An 18110-nucleotide genomic window follows, 5' to 3' on the forward strand; every position below is an offset into this window, starting at 1 on the left:
ATGTCTCAGTCTCTTTCATTTTAAGGAGACAAAACATGGAAAAAGACTGGTGGAAGGGGAAGGTCGCTTATCAGATCTACCCAAAAAGCTTTAAAGATAGCAATGGTGATGGCGTTGGGGATTTGAAAGGAATCACGAAGAAACTCGATTACCTTCAAAACTTAGGAATTGACATTCTCTGGTTATCGCCTATTTACAAGAGTCCGTTTATTGACCAGGGCTATGATATTTCAGACTACTATGCCATTGATCCTATTTTTGGAACTATGGAAGATATGGAGGAGCTAATTGCTGAAGGTAAGAAGCGGGGCATTTCTATCATTATGGACTTGGTGGTTAACCACTGCTCCAGTCATCACGAGTGGTTCCAAAAAGCTCTAGCGGATCCAGATGGCCCTTATGCGGACTACTTTTACTTCATCGAAAGTGACAAGGAACCCAACAACTGGGAAAGTTACTTTGGAGGCAGTGTCTGGGAACCAGTTCCTGGCACCAACAAATACTATCTCCATTCTTATCACAAGGATCAGCCAGACCTTAATTGGCAAAATCCTGTCTTGCGCGAAGAAATTTACAAGATGATCAACTGGTGGTTGGACAAGGGAATTGCGGGCTTTAGGATCGATGCTATTATCAATATCAAAAAAGATCTAGAATGGCGTTCGCTTCCGTCTGATCGCGAAAATGGCTTGGTCCCAGTACTGGAGTCTCTAGTGAATGCCCAATCGATTGAACCTTTCTTGCATGAGTTAAATGAGCGAACCTTCGCCAAGTACAATGCCTTCACAGTAGGGGAAGTGTTCAATGAAACCGACGAAGAGTTGCATTTCTTCATTGGAAAAGATGGCGTCTTCTCTTCCATCTTTGACTTCAAGCAAACCTGCTTGGGGCAGGAAGGAAAAGGCTGGTTTGACCATAGTCTTCCAACAGCAGATGAACTCAAGGAAAGTATTTTTCAAGCGCATGAGCGCGCGGATAGCATTGGGGTGCTCTCGACCATTATCGAGAATCACGACGAGCCTCGTGGGGTGTCCCACTATATTGCAGAAGGTCCAGTAAACGATACCAGTAAAAAAGCCCTGGGAACCATTCAGGTTTTGCGTAAGGGAATTCCTTTTATCTACCAAGGCCAAGAAATTGGGATGGAAAACCAAGTCTTTGAATCGGTGGAGGACTTTGATGATATCGCAACCATCAATGGCTACCACGTCGCGAAAGAAGCTGGTTTAAGCGAGGAAGAAGCCTTGGCCGCGATTGCCAACTACAGCCGGGACAATGCGCGGACACCCATGCAGTGGTCAGCGGAGCCAGGATTGGGCTTTAGCGATGGAACAGCCTGGTTGATCAGTCCCAAACCAAATGTTGCCATCAATGTGAAAGATCAAGAAAAGGATCCAAATTCCATCTTGAATTACTATCGCCAGTTGACGGCCTTGTATCGCCATCCCCTTTATGGAAATACCATCCGATTCGGAGATATGATCCCAGCGTATCGGGACCGTGAAAACATCATCGCCTTTGAACGCCGTGGGGACAAGCGTCTCTTGGTTGTCAGCAATTTCCAAAATCGCCAGGCCACCTTGGAGTTGCCAGCTCCGATTAAAACAGTCGTTTTAAATAATACAGCAGGATTATTCCAAGAAGGAGACCAAGTGCTAGAATTAGCTCCTTACCAAACGGTTGTGTTGGAATTGGTGGAATAAGGAGAAACTTTGCATCAGTGTTAGGATTTAATGTAGAATAGTATGTTCATTAAATATTCTGGAGAACATTATAAAAGTTTTCTATACTTTAGAATCAGTCAAGTATAAACTGAAACTTTCCGCTGTGAGAAAAGTGTTTGAAACATTATTGTTTCAAACACTCGGGAGTTTTGAGACCTTAGGCTCAAAACTAAGTCATGGAACTTCGAAGAAGTTCGCTGACGTCCGTACTCACCTAAGGAAAGTTTTGAAAGATATTTTATCTCCAAAAAGAACCTTCGCGTCTGCGAAGGTTCTTTTCGTGTCATCCAAGTCTAAACCTGGAACTTACTCAACTTCTTTCTTTTTCAAGAGGAGGAAGCCTCCGCTAACGGCTAACAAGAAGCCTGAAAGAATGAAGTGTGCGGTTGTGTCTTCTCCAGTTTGTGGCAATTGTGCCTTAGCTGGACTTTCTTGGAAGCTTTGTCCTACTTGGTAAGTCAAAGCTTGCACGCTTTCTCCATTTTCCACAGTTGTTTCTTTTTGTGGAAGGAGCACTTTAGGAGTGTCCTTCTTGGCCAAGATTGGCTGTGGATTGCTTGTTTGGTTATGAATTGGAACTACCACTTGATCTGGTTCTTTAGCTGGAACGTAATCCATCAAGCTTGCCAACTTGCTGCCAAAGATCGCATTGGTTACCCAGCGGAAGAAGTGGACAGGGTGTTGACGGTTGGTTGGATTTCCTGCATAGACAAAGAGTGGTTGTCCCATCAGTTCTCCAGAGATGGCCATGACTTTGTTAGCCAGAACATCGTTATGTGGCCACCAACCTGCAATATAATAATCGCTTGGAGCGATGCTCATCAAGGTCTTGAAATGCTCTGGAACCTTTTCAATCCAGTTTCCTGAGTTGGAGTAGAAGAGGGTATTCTTCTTGTATCCGCTGGTCAATGGATCCTGATCATCAATGATCGCTTTCATCAAGCCTTCGTAGTCACTACCGCCTTTTAGTTTTTCAGCGTCAAATCCTGTAAGAACTCCCAATTTTTCCAATTTTTGCATGGCTTCCCCGCCAATGACAAGGGTTGGTTTCTTGCCAAAAATGGAAGCGTCAAAGCGATTGCTTTCCAAAATAACAACATCCGCTTCTTCTGGCGTATTGACGATTTGGAAGCCTAATTTTTCAAGGACCAAACTAGTATGAGCAGGCGCATCTACTCCAGCCCAATTATAGTGGTAGTTTGGAGAGTAGACCTTCATCGGTTTCAAGGTTGGGCCACTAGGCACCTTGTAGAGGGCATCACCATAAATGGCATAGTTTGGTAGGAGCGAAGCAAAGGTATCGCGGTCAACGATGTAGCCATCATCTGTTAGGTAGACAGATTTTCCTTGTGCAATAGCCTGGTTGACAGCTTTAACGGCACTGGCTGAGGTATTTGCGATCACATAGTAAGGAGCTTTTGGATCGATCTCAGAGGTACGAGTGGCGCGGGTGGTGGTGACTTCTCCTAATTTTCCGTTGAAAAGACCATCCGCAAAGACAGGTTCGGACTTGAACCCTCTCATATCTGGGAAGTTTACCAGCAACTCTGCGTACATAGCAGCCCAGGCAGATTCGTTGGAACCCTTGTAGAGAATGTGGTTAGCATAGCCACGTTTGGCTTGGGCCATGTCAATGACTAAGTCCCCTTTTTTATAGTTGCCAATATCTTCTTTGAGTTCCTTGACGAGGACACCATTGCGTTTGAAGTAGTCGATCATATTGAAGGCTTCTTGGGCATCGTTGTCTTTGTCGAGGCTCATTGGGATGACGTAGTAGTCTGGGAAGAATTTCGGACGACCATTTTTCACACGTCCAACGATTTCTCCATTTGGGCCGACCAGTTCATTTTCGGCTTTTGGATCTTCGGTATCCGTCCAGAAGACGTGAACGCAGAACCTGCTTTCCTTGAAACATTCCCAGAATCAGTTGTGAAAGCAACTATCTCTGTATCAGAATTGCTTGGTTCAGAATCTCACCTATACTGCCAAGTTGGTAAAGATGAATTCGTTGCTAAGGTTGACGCACGTGACTACTTGCAAGCTGGTGCAACTGTGGAACTTGGATTTGACTTGAACAAAGCTCACTTCTTTGACGTAGAAACTGAAAAGACAGTTTACTAAGATAAATAAAACTCAAAACACTGCTAGAAATCTAGCAGTGTTTTTTGAGATTGAGTTGAAAAACTCTCCAATTGAACTGGAGAGCTGTTTTTTATTCTGCAGCTTGTTGCCAACGTTTTGCTAGCATATGAGACAGGCTAGAGATTGCTAGGTTAAAGCTGAAGTAGATGAGGGCGATCAGGATATAAAGACTGAAGACTTGCTCTGGTTCGAAATAACGGCCCATGAGAATTTGGCTAGCTCCAAAGAGTTCTTGTAGGGCGATAACAGAGTAGAGAAGACTGGTATCCTTAATCACAGTGACAAACTGAGAAATGATGGCTGGTAGCATTTTACGAATAGCTTGTGGAAGAATGATATGGTAGAGGATTTGGGCTGAGGTAAATCCTTGTGACATTCCTGCTTCGTATTGTCCCTTGTCTACGGCATTGAGACCGCCTCGGATAATCTCAGCTAGGGCTGCTGAGGTAAAGAGAGTAAAGGCAGTGATTCCTGCTGGTGTGGATTTCATCTTGAACACCAAAAAGATAGTGAAAATCCAGAGGAGGTTGGGAACGTTACGCACAAACTCGATGTAAATACTGGAGATGATACGTAAGACAGGATTTTTCCCGTTTCTCATGACAGCTAGCACTGTTCCGATAAGGGTAGAGAGGACGATAGCAATCAGAGAAATGTAGAGGGTCAAGCTAAATCCTTTAAAGATAAAGATTAGGTTATCTGGGGTCAAAACTTCTAAAATGGATTCCATAGTAACCTCCTAAAGTGAATAGGCTTTTTTGTTGGCTTGCTCCATCTTGCGACCAAACTGGGCAACAGGGAAGCATAGAGAAAAGTAGAGAAGGGCAGCGCCTAAAAAGGCTGGAATGTAGTTTCCGTTGAGAGCTGACCAAGACTTAGTCACAAACATCAAGTCCACTCCAGAGATGATAGCGACTGTAGAGGTGTTTTTGATGAGGTTGACGATTTGGTTGGTCAAAGGAGGGAGAATGATACGAAAGGCCTGAGGCAAGATAATCAAGCGCATGGCACTGATATAGGTAAAACCTTGCGACAGGGCGGCCTCCATCTGACCGCTAGGAATAGACTGAATGCCTGAGCGAATAACCTCAGCGATATAGGCGCCGTGATAGAGTCCCACGCAGAGAACAGCTGTCCAATAAATCGGAATCATGATGATATGGTCACTGATAAGAGGTAGGCCATAAAAAACGATAACAAACTGCACCAAAAGGGGAGTATTTTGGTAAAATTCGACAAAGATACGAGCTAAAATGCGCAAAATTGGACGTTTGCTGGTTGACATGGCTCCGAAGAAGATGCCTAAAACCATGGCTAGGATAAAGGATCCAATCGCTAGGGCAAGAGTGAAGAGGAAACCATTGAAAAATTGTCCAAAATCCTGAAAATAGGCTGTCCAAGATGATAAATCTGTCATGGGGTGTCCTCCTTAATCTGCAGTATGGCTAGATGGTTTGAGTTTGTAACGGTCATAGAGTTTCTGCAAACTGCCATCCTTGCTCCATTTAATAACCAAGTTATCAAGATAGTCGTTGAGCTCGGTATTTGATTTCTTGGTAACGATACCGTAGTCAGATGGCTTGAAACTATCATCTAGTAGTACTGTGCGTTTGCTGATGTAGCCAGACAGAATCGAGCGGTCAACGGAAAAAGCATCAATTCGATGAGCGTGAAGGGAAGTAATCAATTCTGGGTAGGAACCAAGTTCGACAAATTTAAAGGTCAAGCCTTTCTTTTTACCCAGTTCAGTAATCAGGCGTTGGGTGATGGAACCTTGGGCGACTCCAATGGTTTTGCCGTTTAGATCCTCAATGCTTTTGATTTTGGCAGACTTATTGACCAAAAAGCCAGATGCGTCCGTGTAGTAAGGACTGGTAAAGTTGTAGAGTTTTTTGCGTTCGTCTGTGATTGTAAAGGTCGCGATATCCATATCGACCTGTTCATTATCTAGAAGGGGTCCGCGAGTTTGTGCTGTAACTGGTACATAACGAACCTTGACCTTGAGCTCATCAGCTACCATCTTGGCCAGGTCAGTTTCGATACCAGAATAGGTCCCTGTCTTGGGATCTTTGTAGCCAAAATTGGGAACGTCTTGTTTGACACCGACAACTAGCTCGCCTCTCTTTTGAATGTCTGCGACACTAGTATCAGCCTGAACTGGTTTTGCAGCAGCAAGGCCGAAAAGGCTAATCAATAATGCGGATAAAAAGAATTTCTTTTTCATAGGCACCTCCTTATTTGACTTTGTCACTTTCGTGGTTGATGATTTTGCTGAGAAATTGTTGGGCACGAGGTTCGCTTGGATTGTCGAAAAAGTCATCGACATCGGTCGTATCTACCAAAACTTCTCCGTCAGCCATAAAGATGATGCGGTCGGCAACTTCACGAGCAAAGCCCATTTCATGGGTAACGACAATCATATTCATACCATCGTGGGCTAATTTTTGCATAACTGCCAGAACATCGCCTATGGTTTCTGGGTCAAGGGCAGATGTTGGCTCATCAAAGAGGAGGAGTTCAGGATGCATAGCGAGTCCACGTGCGATGGCAATCCGTTGTTTTTGTCCACCAGAAAGCATGGCTGGATAAGAATCTTTCTTGTCCCACATATTTACAAATTCCAGATATTTTTGGGCTGTTTTTTCAGCTTCTTTTTTATCAATTCCTAGAACTTTTATGGGTGCTAGTGTTACGTTTTCTAACACTGTTTTGTGTGGATAGAGGTTGAAATGCTGGAAAACCATGCCGACTTCCTTGCGAAGGGGCACCAAATCTTTCTGGCTGGCACCAGCAACTTGGTGACCATTTACTAGAAGACTTCCTTTGTCTATAGCCTCCAAACCATTGATGGTGCGGATAAGAGTGGACTTACCAGAACCAGAAGGGCCTAGGAGTACAACAACTTGCCCTTTTTCAAAACGGAGATTGATGTCGCGGAGTGCATGGTAATCTCCGTAATATTTTTCGACGTGTTCAAATTCTACTAAAGCCATAAGGAATCTCCTTTGTGTTAGATTTTATAACATGATTCTACACCAAAAGATTTTTCTTGTCAAATCATATCAGAAAAAAGTTAGTAAAATTTTTGTAGAAAGCAATCAGGATAGAGAAAAAGCCTAAATCATGTTATAATGAAGCAATAGAATTCTTAGAAAGAGTGGATGTCTTTTTGATAACACCTACTTATGAATGGCGGTTTGCCCCGCAGGTAGAAGATGCGGATTTTACAAAAATAGCCAAGAAGGCTGGACTGGGTCCTGAGGTGGCTCGGTTATTATTTGAAAGAGGGATTCAGGACCAAGAAAGTCTGAAGAAGTTTTTAGAACCTTCCTTGGAGGACTTGCACGACCCTTATCTACTCCATGATATGGACAAGGCAGTGGAACGGATTCGTCAGGCCATTGAAGAAGGGGAAAATATCCTCGTTTACGGTGATTATGATGCGGATGGTATGACTTCGGCTTCTATTGTTAAGGAAAGTTTGGAACAGCTTGGCGCTGAGTGCCGGGTTTATCTTCCCAATCGTTTTACCGATGGTTATGGACCTAATGCCAGTGTTTACAAATACTTTATCGAGCAAGAAGGGATTTCTTTGATTGTGACGGTGGATAATGGGGTTGCTGGTCACGAAGCCATTGAATTGGCCCAGTCTATGGGAGTGGATGTCATTGTGACTGACCACCATTCCATGCCTGAAACCTTACCAGATGCCTATGCTATTGTCCATCCTGAACATCCGGATGCGAACTATCCTTTCAAATATTTGGCTGGTTGTGGAGTTGCTTTCAAGCTGGCTTGTGCCCTGTTAGAAGAAGTACAAGTGGAATTGCTTGATTTGGTCGCTATTGGTACCATTGCTGATATGGTTAGTTTGACAGATGAGAACCGTATCTTGGTTCAGTATGGTCTGGAAATGTTGGGACATACTCAGCGTATTGGTCTGCAAGAAATGCTGGACATGGCTGGGATTGCTGCCAACGAAGTTACAGAAGAAACGGTTGGCTTCCAGATTGCCCCTCGTTTGAATGCCTTGGGCCGCTTGGATGATCCCAATCCTGCCATTGATTTGTTGACTGGGTTTGATGATGAGGAAGCGCATGAGATTGCTCTCATGATTCATCAGAAAAACGAAGAGCGCAAGGAAATCGTCCAGTCTATCTATGAAGAAGCTAAGACCATGGTGGACCCTGAGAAGAAGGTCCAAGTCTTGGCCAAGGAAGGCTGGAATCCTGGGGTTCTAGGAATCGTGGCTGGTCGTTTGTTGGAAGAACTAGGGCAGACAGTTATCGTTCTTAATATAGAGGACGGTCGTGCCAAGGGTAGTGCTCGTAGTGTGGAAGCAGTGGATATTTTTGAGGCTCTGGATCCCCATCGAGACCTCTTTATCGCTTTCGGAGGCCATGCTGGCGCAGCTGGCATGACGCTGGAAGTTGAGAAACTTTCAGATTTATCTCAGGTTTTGGAAGACTATGTCCGTGAAAAAGGCGCAGATGCTGGTGGCAAGAACAAGTTAAATCTAGATGAAGAACTGGATTTGGAGACACTTAGCTTGGAAACGGTCAAAAGTTTTGAACGTTTGGCACCTTTTGGCATGGACAATCAGAAACCTGTCTTTTATATCAAGGATTTTCAGGTCGAAAGTGCTCGTACCATGGGGGCAGGGAATGCCCATCTCAAGTTGAAAATTTCCAAAGGTGAGGCGAGTTTTGAAGTGTTAGCCTTTGGCCAAGGCAGATGGGCGACAGAGTTTTCTCAAACCAAGAATCTAGAGCTGGCAGTCAAATTGTCTGTCAACCAATGGAATGGCCAAACTGCCCTCCAGTTGATGATGGTGGATGCTCGTGTGGAGGGTGTTCAACTCTTTAACATTCGTGGGAAAAATGCAGTCTTGCCTGAAGGAGTTCCAGTCTTGGATTTTGCTGGAGAACTACCAGATTTAGTAGATAGTGAAGCTGTTGTTGTAAAAACCGTTCCTGAGGATATTACTCAGCTGAAGACCATTTTTCAGGAACAGAATTTCTCTGCGGTCTATTTCAAAAATGATATTGACAAGGCCTATTATCTGACAGGTTATGGGACTAGAGAGCAGTTTGCCAAATTGTACAAAACCATCTACCAGTTCCCAGAGTTTGATATCCGCTACAAACTGAAGGATTTGGCAACTTATCTCAATATCCAACAAATATTGCTGGTCAAGATGATTCAAGTATTTGAAGAACTAGGCTTTGTGACGATCAAAGATGGGGTCATGACAGTGAATAAAGAGGCACCAAAGCGAGAAATCGGAGAAAGTCAGATTTACCAAAATCTCAAACAAATCGTCAAGGACCAAGAAATGATGGCGCTGGGCACTGTGCAAGAAATTTATGACTTTTTAATGGAAAAAGAATAGCAGATAGGAAAGAGTTGGGAAACCAGCTCTTTTTTGAAAACAAATCTTCATTTTGAAAATCATCAAAAAAATGGTATAATGGTAGGAAAAGATTCGGCTAAAAGTAGTGCTTTTAGAATAAAAGGGCAAGTAACCCTATAATCAAAATAAATTAAGCTTTCGGAGGAAAAATGAGTAATATCAGTTTAACAACACTTGGTGGTGTACGTGAAAACGGGAAAAATATGTATATCGCTGAAATCGATGGATCTATTTTCGTTTTGGATGCAGGTCTAAAATACCCTGAAAATGAACAACTAGGGGTGGATGTGGTCATTCCCAATATGGACTACCTTTTTGAAAATAGCGATCGTATCGCTGGGGTCTTCTTGACCCACGGCCATGCGGATGCCATTGGTGCTCTGCCTTATCTCTTGGCTGAAGCCAAGGTACCTGTATTTGGCTCTGAATTGACCATTGAGTTGGCAAAACTCTTTGTCAAAGGAAATGACACAGTTAAGAAATTCAATGATTTCCATGTCATTGATGAGGATTCGGAGATTGATTTTGGAGGAACTGTGGTGTCCTTCTTCCGTACGACCCACTCTATCCCAGAAAGTCTGGGTGTGGTCTTGAAGACAGCTGAAGGTAGTATCGTTTATACAGGTGACTTCAAATTTGACCAGACAGCTAGTGAATCCTATGCGACAGACTTCGCTCGTTTGGCAGAAATCGGTCGTGATGGAGTTCTAGCTCTTCTTAGCGACTCAGCCAATGCAGATAGCAATATCCAAGTGGCTAGTGAAAGTGAAGTTGGGGATGAAATTACCCAAACTATTGCGGACTGGGATGGTCGTATCATCGTTGCGGCGGTAGCCAGCAACCTCTCTCGTATCCAGCAGGTGTTTGACGCTGCGGATGCAACAGGCCGTCGTGTGGTCTTGACAGGATTCGATATTGAAAATATCGTCCGTACTGCTATTCGCCTTAAGAAATTGTCTCTAGCTAACGAGAGTCTTTTGATTAAGCCAAAAGATATGTCTCGTTTTGAAGACCATGAGTTGATTATTCTTGAGACAGGCCGTATGGGTGAGCCTATCAACGGTCTTCGTAAGATGTCGATTGGTCGCCACCGTTATGTGGAAATCAAGGACGGTGACCTAGTCTATATCGTAACGACTCCATCTATCGCCAAAGAAGCAGTCATGGCGCGTGTGGAAAACATGATTTACCAAGCTGGCGGTGTTGTCAAACTGATCACTCAAAGCTTGCGTGTATCAGGTCACGGAAATGCGCGTGATTTGCAGTTGATGATCAATCTCTTGCAACCCAAGTATCTCTTCCCAATTCAAGGGGAATACCGTGAGTTGGATGCCCATGCTAAGGCTGCTATGGCAGTTGGTATGTTGCCAGAACGCATTTTTATTCCTAAAAAGGGAACCAGCATGGCTTATGAGAATGGAGACTTTGTTCCAGCTGGAGCGGTTTCAGCAGGGGATGTCTTGATTGACGGAAATGCCATTGGTGATGTTGGAAATGTGGTTCTTCGTGACCGTAAGGTCTTGTCAGAGGACGGAATTTTCATCGTCGCAATCACTGTTAACCGTCGTGAGAAGAAAATTGTGGCCAAGGCTCGTGTTCATACGCGTGGATTTGTTTATCTCAAGAAGAGCCGTGATATTCTCCGTGAAAGTTCAGAATTGATTAACCAAACGGTAGAAGACTATCTTCAAGAAGATGACTTTGACTGGGCAGATCTTAAAGGGAAGGTTCGTGATAATCTTACCAAGTATCTCTTTGACCAAACCAAACGTCGTCCAGCTATTTTACCAGTAGTCATGGAAGCGAAATAATCTTTGAAATAAACAGAGAGAAAGTCGAATTTCGGCTTTTTCTTATAGAAAAATAGAGGAAAAATTATGGCAGTAATGAAAATCGAGTATTACTCACAAGTTTTGGATATGGAGTGGGGAGTGAATGTTCTTTACCCCGATGCCAATCGAGTGGAAGAACCAGAGTGTACAGATATCCCTGTCTTGTACCTCTTGCACGGGATGTCTGGCAATCATAATAGTTGGCTCAAGCGGACCAATGTAGAACGCTTGCTTCGAGGAACTAATCTCATCGTTGTTATGCCCAATACCAGCAACGGTTGGTATACCGATACCCAGTATGGTTTTGACTATTACACAGCTCTAGCAGAGGAATTACCACAGGTTTTGAAACGCTTTTTCCCTAATATGACTAGTAAACGTGAAAAGACCTTTATCGCTGGTCTCTCTATGGGAGGCTATGGCTGTTTCAAACTAGCTCTTGCTACAAATCGTTTTTCTCATGCAGCTAGTTTCTCAGGTGCCCTTAGCTTTCAAGAATTTTCTCCTGAAAGCCAAAATCTGGGGACACCAGCTTACTGGAGAGGTGTTTTTGGGGAGATTAAAGATTGGACAGCTAGCCCTTATTCTCTAGAAAGTCTGGCTAAAAAATCGGATAAAAAGACCAAGCTTTGGGCTTGGTGTGGAGAGCAGGATTTCTTGTACGAAGCTAATAATCTAGCAGTGAAAAATCTCAAAGGACTGGGTTTTGATGTGACCTATAGCCATAGCGCTGGAACTCACGAATGGTACTACTGGGAAAAACAATTGGAACGTTTTTTAGCAACCCTACCAATTGATTTCAAATTAGAAGAGAGATTGAGTTAGTTTTTTATAAATGAATCACTATTTATAGTTATTCTTGGCTTTAAAACAATGATGGAAGTCTGTTTTCACTAGACTTTTCAAACGAAAGTAGTAGAATAGTAATAAGATACTGGAGGAAAGAGAGTAGGAAATGTACCGTTATCAAATTGGCATTCCCACATTAGAATATGATCAGTTTGTTAAAGAACATGAATTAGCTAATGTATTACAAAGCAGTGCTTGGGAAAAAGTGAAATCTGATTGGAATCATGAGAGATTTGGTGTCTATGAAGGGGAAGAATTACTGGCTGTGGCTAGTATTCTCATAAAGTCTCTGCCTTTGGGGTATAAAATGTTTTATATTCCAAGAGGTCCCATATTGGATTACAGGGATACAGAAGTTTTAAAGTTTGTTCTGCAGTCTATTAAGTCTTACGCTCGTAGTAAGAGAGCGGTTTTTGTGACTTTTGACCCAAGTATTTGTCTATCTCAACATTTGGTCAATCAAGATAAAACAGAATATCCTGAAAATCTTGCTCTTGTTGAGACTTTAGGGCAACTAGGAGTGAAATGGTCTGGGCAGACAACCGAGATGGATGATACTATTCAACCTCGTATTCAGGCTAAAATATACAAGCAACATTTTGGGGAAGATAAACTTTCTAAATCAACAAGACAAGCTATCCGAACAGCTCGAAACAAAGGGCTTAAGATTCAATATGGTGGATTAGAACTATTAGATTCGTTTTCGGAGTTGATGAAAAAAACTGAGAAACGAAAAGATATTCATTTAAGAAATGAAGTCTACTATAAAAAACTATTAGATAACTTTAAAGAAGATTCTTATATCACGCTAACGAGTTTGGATGTTTCTGAGCGTTTACGAGAATTAGAAGAACAGCTGGAAAAAAATAGAGTAGTTGCAGAAAAATTTAGTGATGCAACCAAACCTTCAAAAGTTCAAGAAAATGTAAAAGAAAAAGAACGTTTAGAAGAGGAAAGAGATTTCTTGCAGGGATATATGAATGGAGGAAAATCAAATATTCCTTTAGCAGCTACTTTGAGTTTGGAATTTGGTAATACTTCTGTCAATCTATATGCTGGTATGGATGATGCTTTTAAACGTTACAATGCACCAATTTTAACTTGGTATGAAACAGCTCGCTATGCCTTTGAGAGAGGTATGGTGTGGCAAAATTTAGGTGGTGTTGAAAACTCTCTCAATGGTGGACTTTATCATTTTAAGGAAAAATTTAATCCAACAATTGAAGAATACTTGGGTGAATTTACAATGCCTACGCATCCTCTCTATCCTCTGTTAAGACTTGCTCTTGATTTCCGTAAAACATTAAGAAAAAAACATAGAAAGTAAGTATATGGCACTAACAACACTCACGAAAGAAGAGTTTCAGGCTTATTCTGATCAGGTTTCTTCTCGTTCCTTTATGCAATCTGTCCAGATGGGTGACTTGCTAGAAAAAAGAGGGGCTCAAATTGTTTATCTTGCTTTAAAACAAGAAGGAGAAATTCAAGTTGCAGCTCTGGTTTATAGTTTGCCCATGCTAGGTGGTCTGCATATGGAGCTCAATTCGGGGCCGATTTATACCCAACAAGATGCCCTTCCAGTTTTTTATGCGGAGTTAAAAGAATATGCCAAGCAAAATGGTGTATTAGAGTTGCTTGTAAAACCTTATGAAACTTATCAAATTTTTGATAGTGAAGGTAATCCAATAGATACTGAGAAAAAAAGTATCATTCAAGGTTTAACTGATTTAGGTTATCAATTTGATGGTTTGACGACAGGATATCCAGGTGGAGAACCAGATTGGTTATATTATAAGGATTTGACTGAATTAACTGAAAAGAATTTACTTAAAAGTTTTAGCAAAAAGGGGAAGCCTTTGGTGAAAAAGGCTGAAACTTTTGGTATTCGGTTGAAAAAGTTAAAACGTGAAGAGCTATCAATTTTTAAGAACATCACAAAAGAAACCTCTGAACGTAGAGAATACAGTGATAAAAGTTTAGAATACTATGAGCATTTTTATGATGCTTTTGGAGAACAAGCTGAGTTTCTCATAGCAACCTTGAATTTTTCGGAATATATGAACAAATTACAAGGTGAGCAAAGTAAACTAGAAGAAATCCTGGACAAGTTGCGACTTGATTTGAGTAAAAATCCTCATTCTGAGAAAAAACAAAATCAACTGAGAGAATATTCTAGTCAATTTGAAACTTTTGAAGTTCGAAAAGCAGAAGCGCGAAATTTGATTGAAAAATATGGGGAAGAAGATATTGTTTTAGCCGGTAGTTTATTTGTTTATATGCCTCAGGAAACGACTTATCTCTTTAGTGGCTCCTACACTGAGTTTAATAAATTCTATGCCCCAGCACTACTTCAAAAATATGTTATGTTGGAAAGCATAAAACGTGGAATACCTAAATACAACTTCCTGGGCATTCAAGGGATTTTTGATGGTAGTGATGGTGTTTTGCGTTTTAAACAGAATTTTAATGGCTATATTGTACGTAAAGCAGGAACTTTCCGTTATCATCCATCGCCTTTAAAATACAAAGCTATTCAGTTATTTAAAAAAATATTAGGACGTTAAGATGAAAAAGCCAATATTTAGCTTTCTTTCAGCTTATTTTAGTAAAATAGTCTTTATTTGCTAGAAAGGTGGAGAGACATGCGCTGGATTTTTCGTTTGATAGGGGCTTTCTTTTCTTTTGTGTGGCGTTTGTTTTGGCGCCTGGTTTGGATTGTTTTTCTTTTATGCACTCTTGCTTTTGGATTTCTCTGGTATCTGAACGGGGATTTTCAAGGGGCGCTGAAGCAAGCAGAACGGTCAGTAAAAATTGGTCAACAAAGTATCGACCAATGGGAAAGAACAGGGCAACTGCCTAAGTTGAACCAGACAGATAGCCACCAGCATTCTGAAGGAAGATGGCCACAGGCTTCTGCTCGTATTTACTTGGATCCGCAGATGGATTCACGCTTTCAAGAGGCATATTTAGAAGCAATTCAGAATTGGAATCAAACTGGTGCTTTTAACTTTGAAATTGTCACCGAGTCCAGTAAGGCAGATATTATGGCTACGGAGATGAATGACGGAGGCACTCCTGTGGCAGGAGAGGCGGAAAGTCAGACCAATCTCTTAACGGGGCAATTCTTGTCTGTAACGGTGCGGTTGAATCATTATTATTTGTCCAATCCTAACTATGGCTATTCCTATGAGCGCCTTGTCCATACGGCAGAACATGAGTTGGGGCATGCAATTGGCTTGGACCATACAGATGAGAAGTCTGTGATGCAACCTGCAGGTTCCTTTTATGGTATCCAGGAAGAGGATGTTGAAAGACTTCGAAAATTATATGAGACCAATGAGTAGGGAGTTATCTTTCCCTACTTTTTTGTTATAATGGAACTATGAATAACTTGATTAAATCAAAACTAGAGCTCTTGCCGACCAGCCCTGGTTGTTACATTCACAAGGATAAAAACGGCACCATTATCTATGTAGGAAAGGCAAAAAATCTGCGTAACCGCGTGAGGTCTTATTTCCGTGGGAGTCACGATACCAAGACAGAGGCTCTGGTGTCTGAAATTGTGGATTTTGAATTTATCGTTACGGAGTCTAATATTGAGGCACTTCTCCTAGAAATCAATCTGATCAAGGAAAATAAGCCTAAGTACAATATCATGCTCAAGGATGATAAGTCTTATCCTTTCATCAAAATTACCAATGAGCGCTATCCTCGTTTGATTATCACCCGTCAGATCAAGAAGGATGGAGGTCTCTATTTTGGTCCCTATCCAGATGTGGGAGCAGCCAATGAAATCAAGCGACTACTGGATCGGATTTTCCCTTTTCGTAAGTGTACCAATCCTCCTTCTAAGGTTTGTTTTTATTACCATATCGGTCAATGTATGGCCCACACTATCTGTAAGAAGGATGAGTCCTACTTCAAGTCTATGGCTCAGGAGGTTTCTGATTTCCTAAAAGGGCAAGATGACAAAATCATTGATGACCTAAAGGGCAAGATGGAAACGGCAGCCCAGACTATGGAATTTGAACGTGCGGCGGAATACCGTGACCTAATTCAAGCCATTGGAACGCTTCGAACCAAGCAACGGGTCATGGTTAAGGATCTCCAAAATCGTGATGTCTTCGGTTACTATGCGGACAAGGGATGGATGTGTGTTCAGGTTTTCTTTGTCCGTCAGGGAAAGCTTATTGAGCGCGATGTCAATCTTTTCCCTTATTATAATGATCCGGATGAGGACTTTCTAACCTATGTGGGACAATTTTATCAAGAAAAATCTCACCTAGTTCCTAATGAGGTGCTGATTCCGCAGGATATTGATGAAGAAGCCGTCAAGGCCTTAGTGGATACTAAGATTCTCAAACCCCAGCGTGGAGAGAAAAAGCAACTGGTCCATCTGGCTATAAAGAATGCACGTGTTAGTCTGGAGCAGAAGTTCAATCTGTTAGAAAAATCTGTCGAAAAGACACAAGGAGCTATTGAAAATCTAGGACACTTGCTCCAAATTCCCACCCCAGTCCGTATCGAATCCTTCGATAACTCCAATATCATGGGAACTAGTCCTGTTTCAGCCATGGTGGTCTTTGTCAACGGCAAACCAAGTAAAAAAGATTATCGTAAGTATAAAATCAAGACTGTAGTTGGACCAGACGACTATGCTAGTATGCGAGAGGTTATCCGCAGACGCTATGGTCGAGTACAGCGTGACGGTTTGACTCCTCCAGATTTGATTGTCATCGATGGGGGACAAGGTCAAGTCAATATCGCCAAGCAGGTTATCCAAGAAGAGCTGGGCTTGGATATTCCAATTGCAGGTCTGCAAAAAAATGACAAGCACCAAACCCATGAATTGCTCTTTGGAGATCCTCTTGAGGTGGTGGAGTTATCTCGCAATTCTCAGGAATTTTTCCTCCTCCAACGCATTCAAGATGAGGTGCACCGCTTTGCCATTACTTTCCACCGCCAACTGCGCTCCAAAAATTCCTTTTCATCACAACTGGATGGCATTGATGGCCTGGGACCTAAGCGCAAGCAGAATCTCATGAAGCATTTCAAGTCTCTGACAAAAATCAAGGAAGCCAGTGTGGATGAGATTGTCGAAGTTGGAGTGCCTAGAGCTGTTGCAGAGGCTGTGCAGAGGAAGTTGAACCCGCAGGAAGAAGTGGAATTGGCTCAAGTGGCGGAAGAAAAAGTAGATTACCAAACGGAAGGAAACCACAATGAATCATAAAATCGCAATTTTATCAGATATTCATGGCAATGCTACAGCCTTAGAAGCAGTGATTGCAGATGCTAAAAATCAAGGAGTCAGTGAGTACTGGCTTCTGGGAGATATTTTTCTTCCTGGTCCAGGTGCAAATGACTTGGTAGCCCTGCTAAAGGACCTTCCTATCACAACCAGTGTTCGAGGCAATTGGGATGATCGTGTCCTTGAGGCCTTGGATGGCGAATATGGTTTGGAACATCCGAAAGAAATCCAGTCAATGCGCATGACCCAGTTTTTGATGGAGCAAATGGATCCTGCAACGATTGTCTGGCTACGAAGCTTGCCTTTGCTGGAAAAGAAAGAAATTGACGGATTGCGCTTTTCTATCTCTCATAATTTGCCAAATAAGAACTATGGTGGTGACTTGCTAGTTGAGAATGATACAGAGAAATTTGACCAACTGCTAGATGAGGAAACGGACGTGGCAGTCTATGGTCATGTTCACAAGCAGTTGCTTCGTTATGGTAGTCAAGGGCAACAAATCATCAATCCAGGTTCGATTGGTATGCCCTATTTTAATTGGGAGGCGTTAAAAAATCACCGTGCCCAGTATGCCGTGATAGAGGTTGAAGATGGGGAATTGGTAAATATCCTATTTCGTAAAGTTGCTTATGATTACGAGGCTGAGTTAGAATTGGCCAAGTCCAAGGGGCTTCCCTTTATCGAAATGTATGAAGAATTACGTCGTGAAGATAACTATCAGGGACACAATCTGGAACTCTTAGCCAGCTTAATAGAAAAGCATGGGTATGTAGAGGATGTGAAAGATTATTTTGATTTTTTGTAAAAGTTTCCTAAAATAACCAATGCAAACTAAAAACGATTGGCTGATCCAATCGCTTTTAGTATATCTTATACTCAATGAAAATTAAAGAGCAAACTAG

General features: G+C 42.2%; 13 protein-coding genes and 2 pseudogenes. 10 read left to right on the forward strand and 5 right to left on the reverse strand.

Annotation, left to right across the window (positions count from 1 at the left end; translation table 11 throughout):
- The first annotated feature begins 35 nt into the window (after nt 1–35).
- The gene (locus ACAM22_RS02385; RefSeq protein WP_369606893.1) at nt 36–1703 is read left to right on the forward strand and encodes an alpha-glucosidase; all 1668 of its coding nucleotides are present in this window, start codon (nt 36–38) and stop codon (nt 1701–1703) included.
- A gap of 327 nt (nt 1704–2030) precedes the next feature.
- Here the strand turns inward: ACAM22_RS02385 and ACAM22_RS02390 are convergent.
- Nucleotides 2031–3590 (reverse strand): annotated as a pseudogene (locus tag ACAM22_RS02390) (LPXTG cell wall anchor domain-containing protein); the annotation flags it as partial.
- Between ACAM22_RS02390 and ACAM22_RS02395 the strand changes: the two are divergent.
- A pseudogene (locus ACAM22_RS02395) lies at nt 3585–3845 on the forward strand (TOBE domain-containing protein); the annotation flags it as partial. The pseudogenes ACAM22_RS02390 and ACAM22_RS02395 sit on opposite strands and share 6 nt — an antisense overlap.
- Nucleotides 3846–3936: 91 nt before the next feature.
- On the opposite strand, the gene ACAM22_RS02400 reads toward ACAM22_RS02395, so the two are convergent.
- Genes ACAM22_RS02400 through ACAM22_RS02415 form a run of 4 tightly spaced genes read right to left on the reverse strand, consistent with a single transcriptional unit; the run spans nt 3937 to nt 6859 of the window.
- Complete coding sequence (locus tag ACAM22_RS02400) at nt 3937–4596, reverse strand: amino acid ABC transporter permease (RefSeq protein WP_369606894.1); 660 nt, start codon at nt 4594–4596, stop codon at nt 3937–3939.
- Nucleotides 4597–4605: 9 nt separating this feature from the next.
- The gene (locus ACAM22_RS02405) at nt 4606–5283 is read right to left on the reverse strand and encodes an amino acid ABC transporter permease (protein ID WP_000131137.1); all 678 of its coding nucleotides are present in this window, start codon (nt 5281–5283) and stop codon (nt 4606–4608) included.
- Nucleotides 5284–5295: 12 nt separating this feature from the next.
- Nucleotides 5296–6090: a transporter substrate-binding domain-containing protein gene (locus ACAM22_RS02410; protein WP_084928861.1), complete on the reverse strand. Its 795-nt coding sequence runs from the start codon at nt 6088–6090 to the stop codon at nt 5296–5298.
- Between the two features lie 10 nt (nt 6091–6100).
- Nucleotides 6101–6859, reverse strand: a complete 759-nt coding sequence (locus tag ACAM22_RS02415) for an amino acid ABC transporter ATP-binding protein (RefSeq protein ID WP_084928862.1) — start codon at nt 6857–6859, stop codon at nt 6101–6103.
- A 176-nt stretch (nt 6860–7035) separates the two neighbouring features.
- Here ACAM22_RS02415 and recJ point away from each other — a divergent pair, with 176 nt between their 5' ends.
- From recJ to ACAM22_RS02455, 8 genes are all read left to right on the forward strand, one after another.
- A complete protein-coding gene (recJ, locus tag ACAM22_RS02420; RefSeq protein WP_369606895.1) occupies nt 7036–9258 on the forward strand; it encodes a single-stranded-DNA-specific exonuclease RecJ in 2223 nt (740 codons plus the stop codon).
- 170 nt (nt 9259–9428) lie between these two features.
- Nucleotides 9429–11090: a ribonuclease J gene (locus ACAM22_RS02425; protein WP_261050488.1), complete on the forward strand. Its 1662-nt coding sequence runs from the start codon at nt 9429–9431 to the stop codon at nt 11088–11090.
- Nucleotides 11091–11156: 66 nt separating this feature from the next.
- Nucleotides 11157–11936: an alpha/beta hydrolase family protein gene (locus tag ACAM22_RS02430; RefSeq protein ID WP_081529634.1), complete on the forward strand. Its 780-nt coding sequence runs from the start codon at nt 11157–11159 to the stop codon at nt 11934–11936.
- A 130-nt stretch (nt 11937–12066) separates the two neighbouring features.
- The gene (locus ACAM22_RS02435; RefSeq protein WP_261050487.1) at nt 12067–13287 is read left to right on the forward strand and encodes an aminoacyltransferase; all 1221 of its coding nucleotides are present in this window, start codon (nt 12067–12069) and stop codon (nt 13285–13287) included.
- Nucleotides 13288–13291: 4 nt separating this feature from the next.
- Nucleotides 13292–14524: a peptidoglycan bridge formation alanyltransferase MurN gene (gene murN / locus ACAM22_RS02440; RefSeq protein ID WP_369606896.1), complete on the forward strand. Its 1233-nt coding sequence runs from the start codon at nt 13292–13294 to the stop codon at nt 14522–14524.
- A 78-nt stretch (nt 14525–14602) separates the two neighbouring features.
- Entirely contained in the window at nt 14603–15304 is a 702-nt protein-coding gene (locus ACAM22_RS02445) for a M57 family metalloprotease (RefSeq protein WP_369606897.1), read from the forward strand.
- Nucleotides 15305–15342: 38 nt separating this feature from the next.
- Nucleotides 15343–17190 carry an excinuclease ABC subunit UvrC gene (gene uvrC, locus ACAM22_RS02450; RefSeq protein ID WP_369606898.1) on the forward strand — a complete coding sequence of 616 codons (1848 nt, stop codon included), beginning with the start codon at nt 15343–15345 and terminating at the stop codon, nt 17188–17190.
- Nucleotides 17180–18013, forward strand: coding sequence for a metallophosphoesterase (locus tag ACAM22_RS02455; RefSeq protein WP_369606899.1), 834 nt, complete (start codon nt 17180–17182; stop codon nt 18011–18013). The genes uvrC and ACAM22_RS02455 overlap by 11 nt, the downstream gene beginning before the upstream one ends.
- Nucleotides 18014–18110: the final 97 nt, after the last annotated feature.

This window comes from Streptococcus sp. SN-1, from assembly GCF_041154385.1.
Taxonomy (GTDB): domain Bacteria; phylum Bacillota; class Bacilli; order Lactobacillales; family Streptococcaceae; genus Streptococcus; species Streptococcus mitis_CT.

Excerpts from the sequence above, each read along its gene's own strand:
- ACAM22_RS02385 (WP_369606893.1), top strand. The coding sequence starts at position 36 with ATGGAAAAAGACTGGTGGAAGGGGAAGGTCGCTTATCAGATCTACCCA.
- ACAM22_RS02400 (WP_369606894.1), bottom strand. The coding sequence starts at position 4,596 with ATGGAATCCATTTTAGAAGTTTTGACCCCAGATAACCTAATCTTTATC.
- ACAM22_RS02405 (WP_000131137.1), bottom strand. The coding sequence starts at position 5,283 with ATGACAGATTTATCATCTTGGACAGCCTATTTTCAGGATTTTGGACAA.
- ACAM22_RS02410 (WP_084928861.1), bottom strand. The coding sequence starts at position 6,090 with ATGAAAAAGAAATTCTTTTTATCCGCATTATTGATTAGCCTTTTCGGC.
- ACAM22_RS02415 (WP_084928862.1), bottom strand. The coding sequence starts at position 6,859 with ATGGCTTTAGTAGAATTTGAACACGTCGAAAAATATTACGGAGATTAC.
- ACAM22_RS02425 (WP_261050488.1), top strand. The coding sequence starts at position 9,429 with ATGAGTAATATCAGTTTAACAACACTTGGTGGTGTACGTGAAAACGGG.
- ACAM22_RS02430 (WP_081529634.1), top strand. The coding sequence starts at position 11,157 with ATGGCAGTAATGAAAATCGAGTATTACTCACAAGTTTTGGATATGGAG.
- ACAM22_RS02435 (WP_261050487.1), top strand. The coding sequence starts at position 12,067 with ATGTACCGTTATCAAATTGGCATTCCCACATTAGAATATGATCAGTTT.
- murN (WP_369606896.1), top strand. The coding sequence starts at position 13,292 with ATGGCACTAACAACACTCACGAAAGAAGAGTTTCAGGCTTATTCTGAT.
- ACAM22_RS02445 (WP_369606897.1), top strand. The coding sequence starts at position 14,603 with ATGCGCTGGATTTTTCGTTTGATAGGGGCTTTCTTTTCTTTTGTGTGG.
- uvrC (WP_369606898.1), top strand. The coding sequence starts at position 15,343 with ATGAATAACTTGATTAAATCAAAACTAGAGCTCTTGCCGACCAGCCCT.
- ACAM22_RS02455 (WP_369606899.1), top strand. The coding sequence starts at position 17,180 with ATGAATCATAAAATCGCAATTTTATCAGATATTCATGGCAATGCTACA.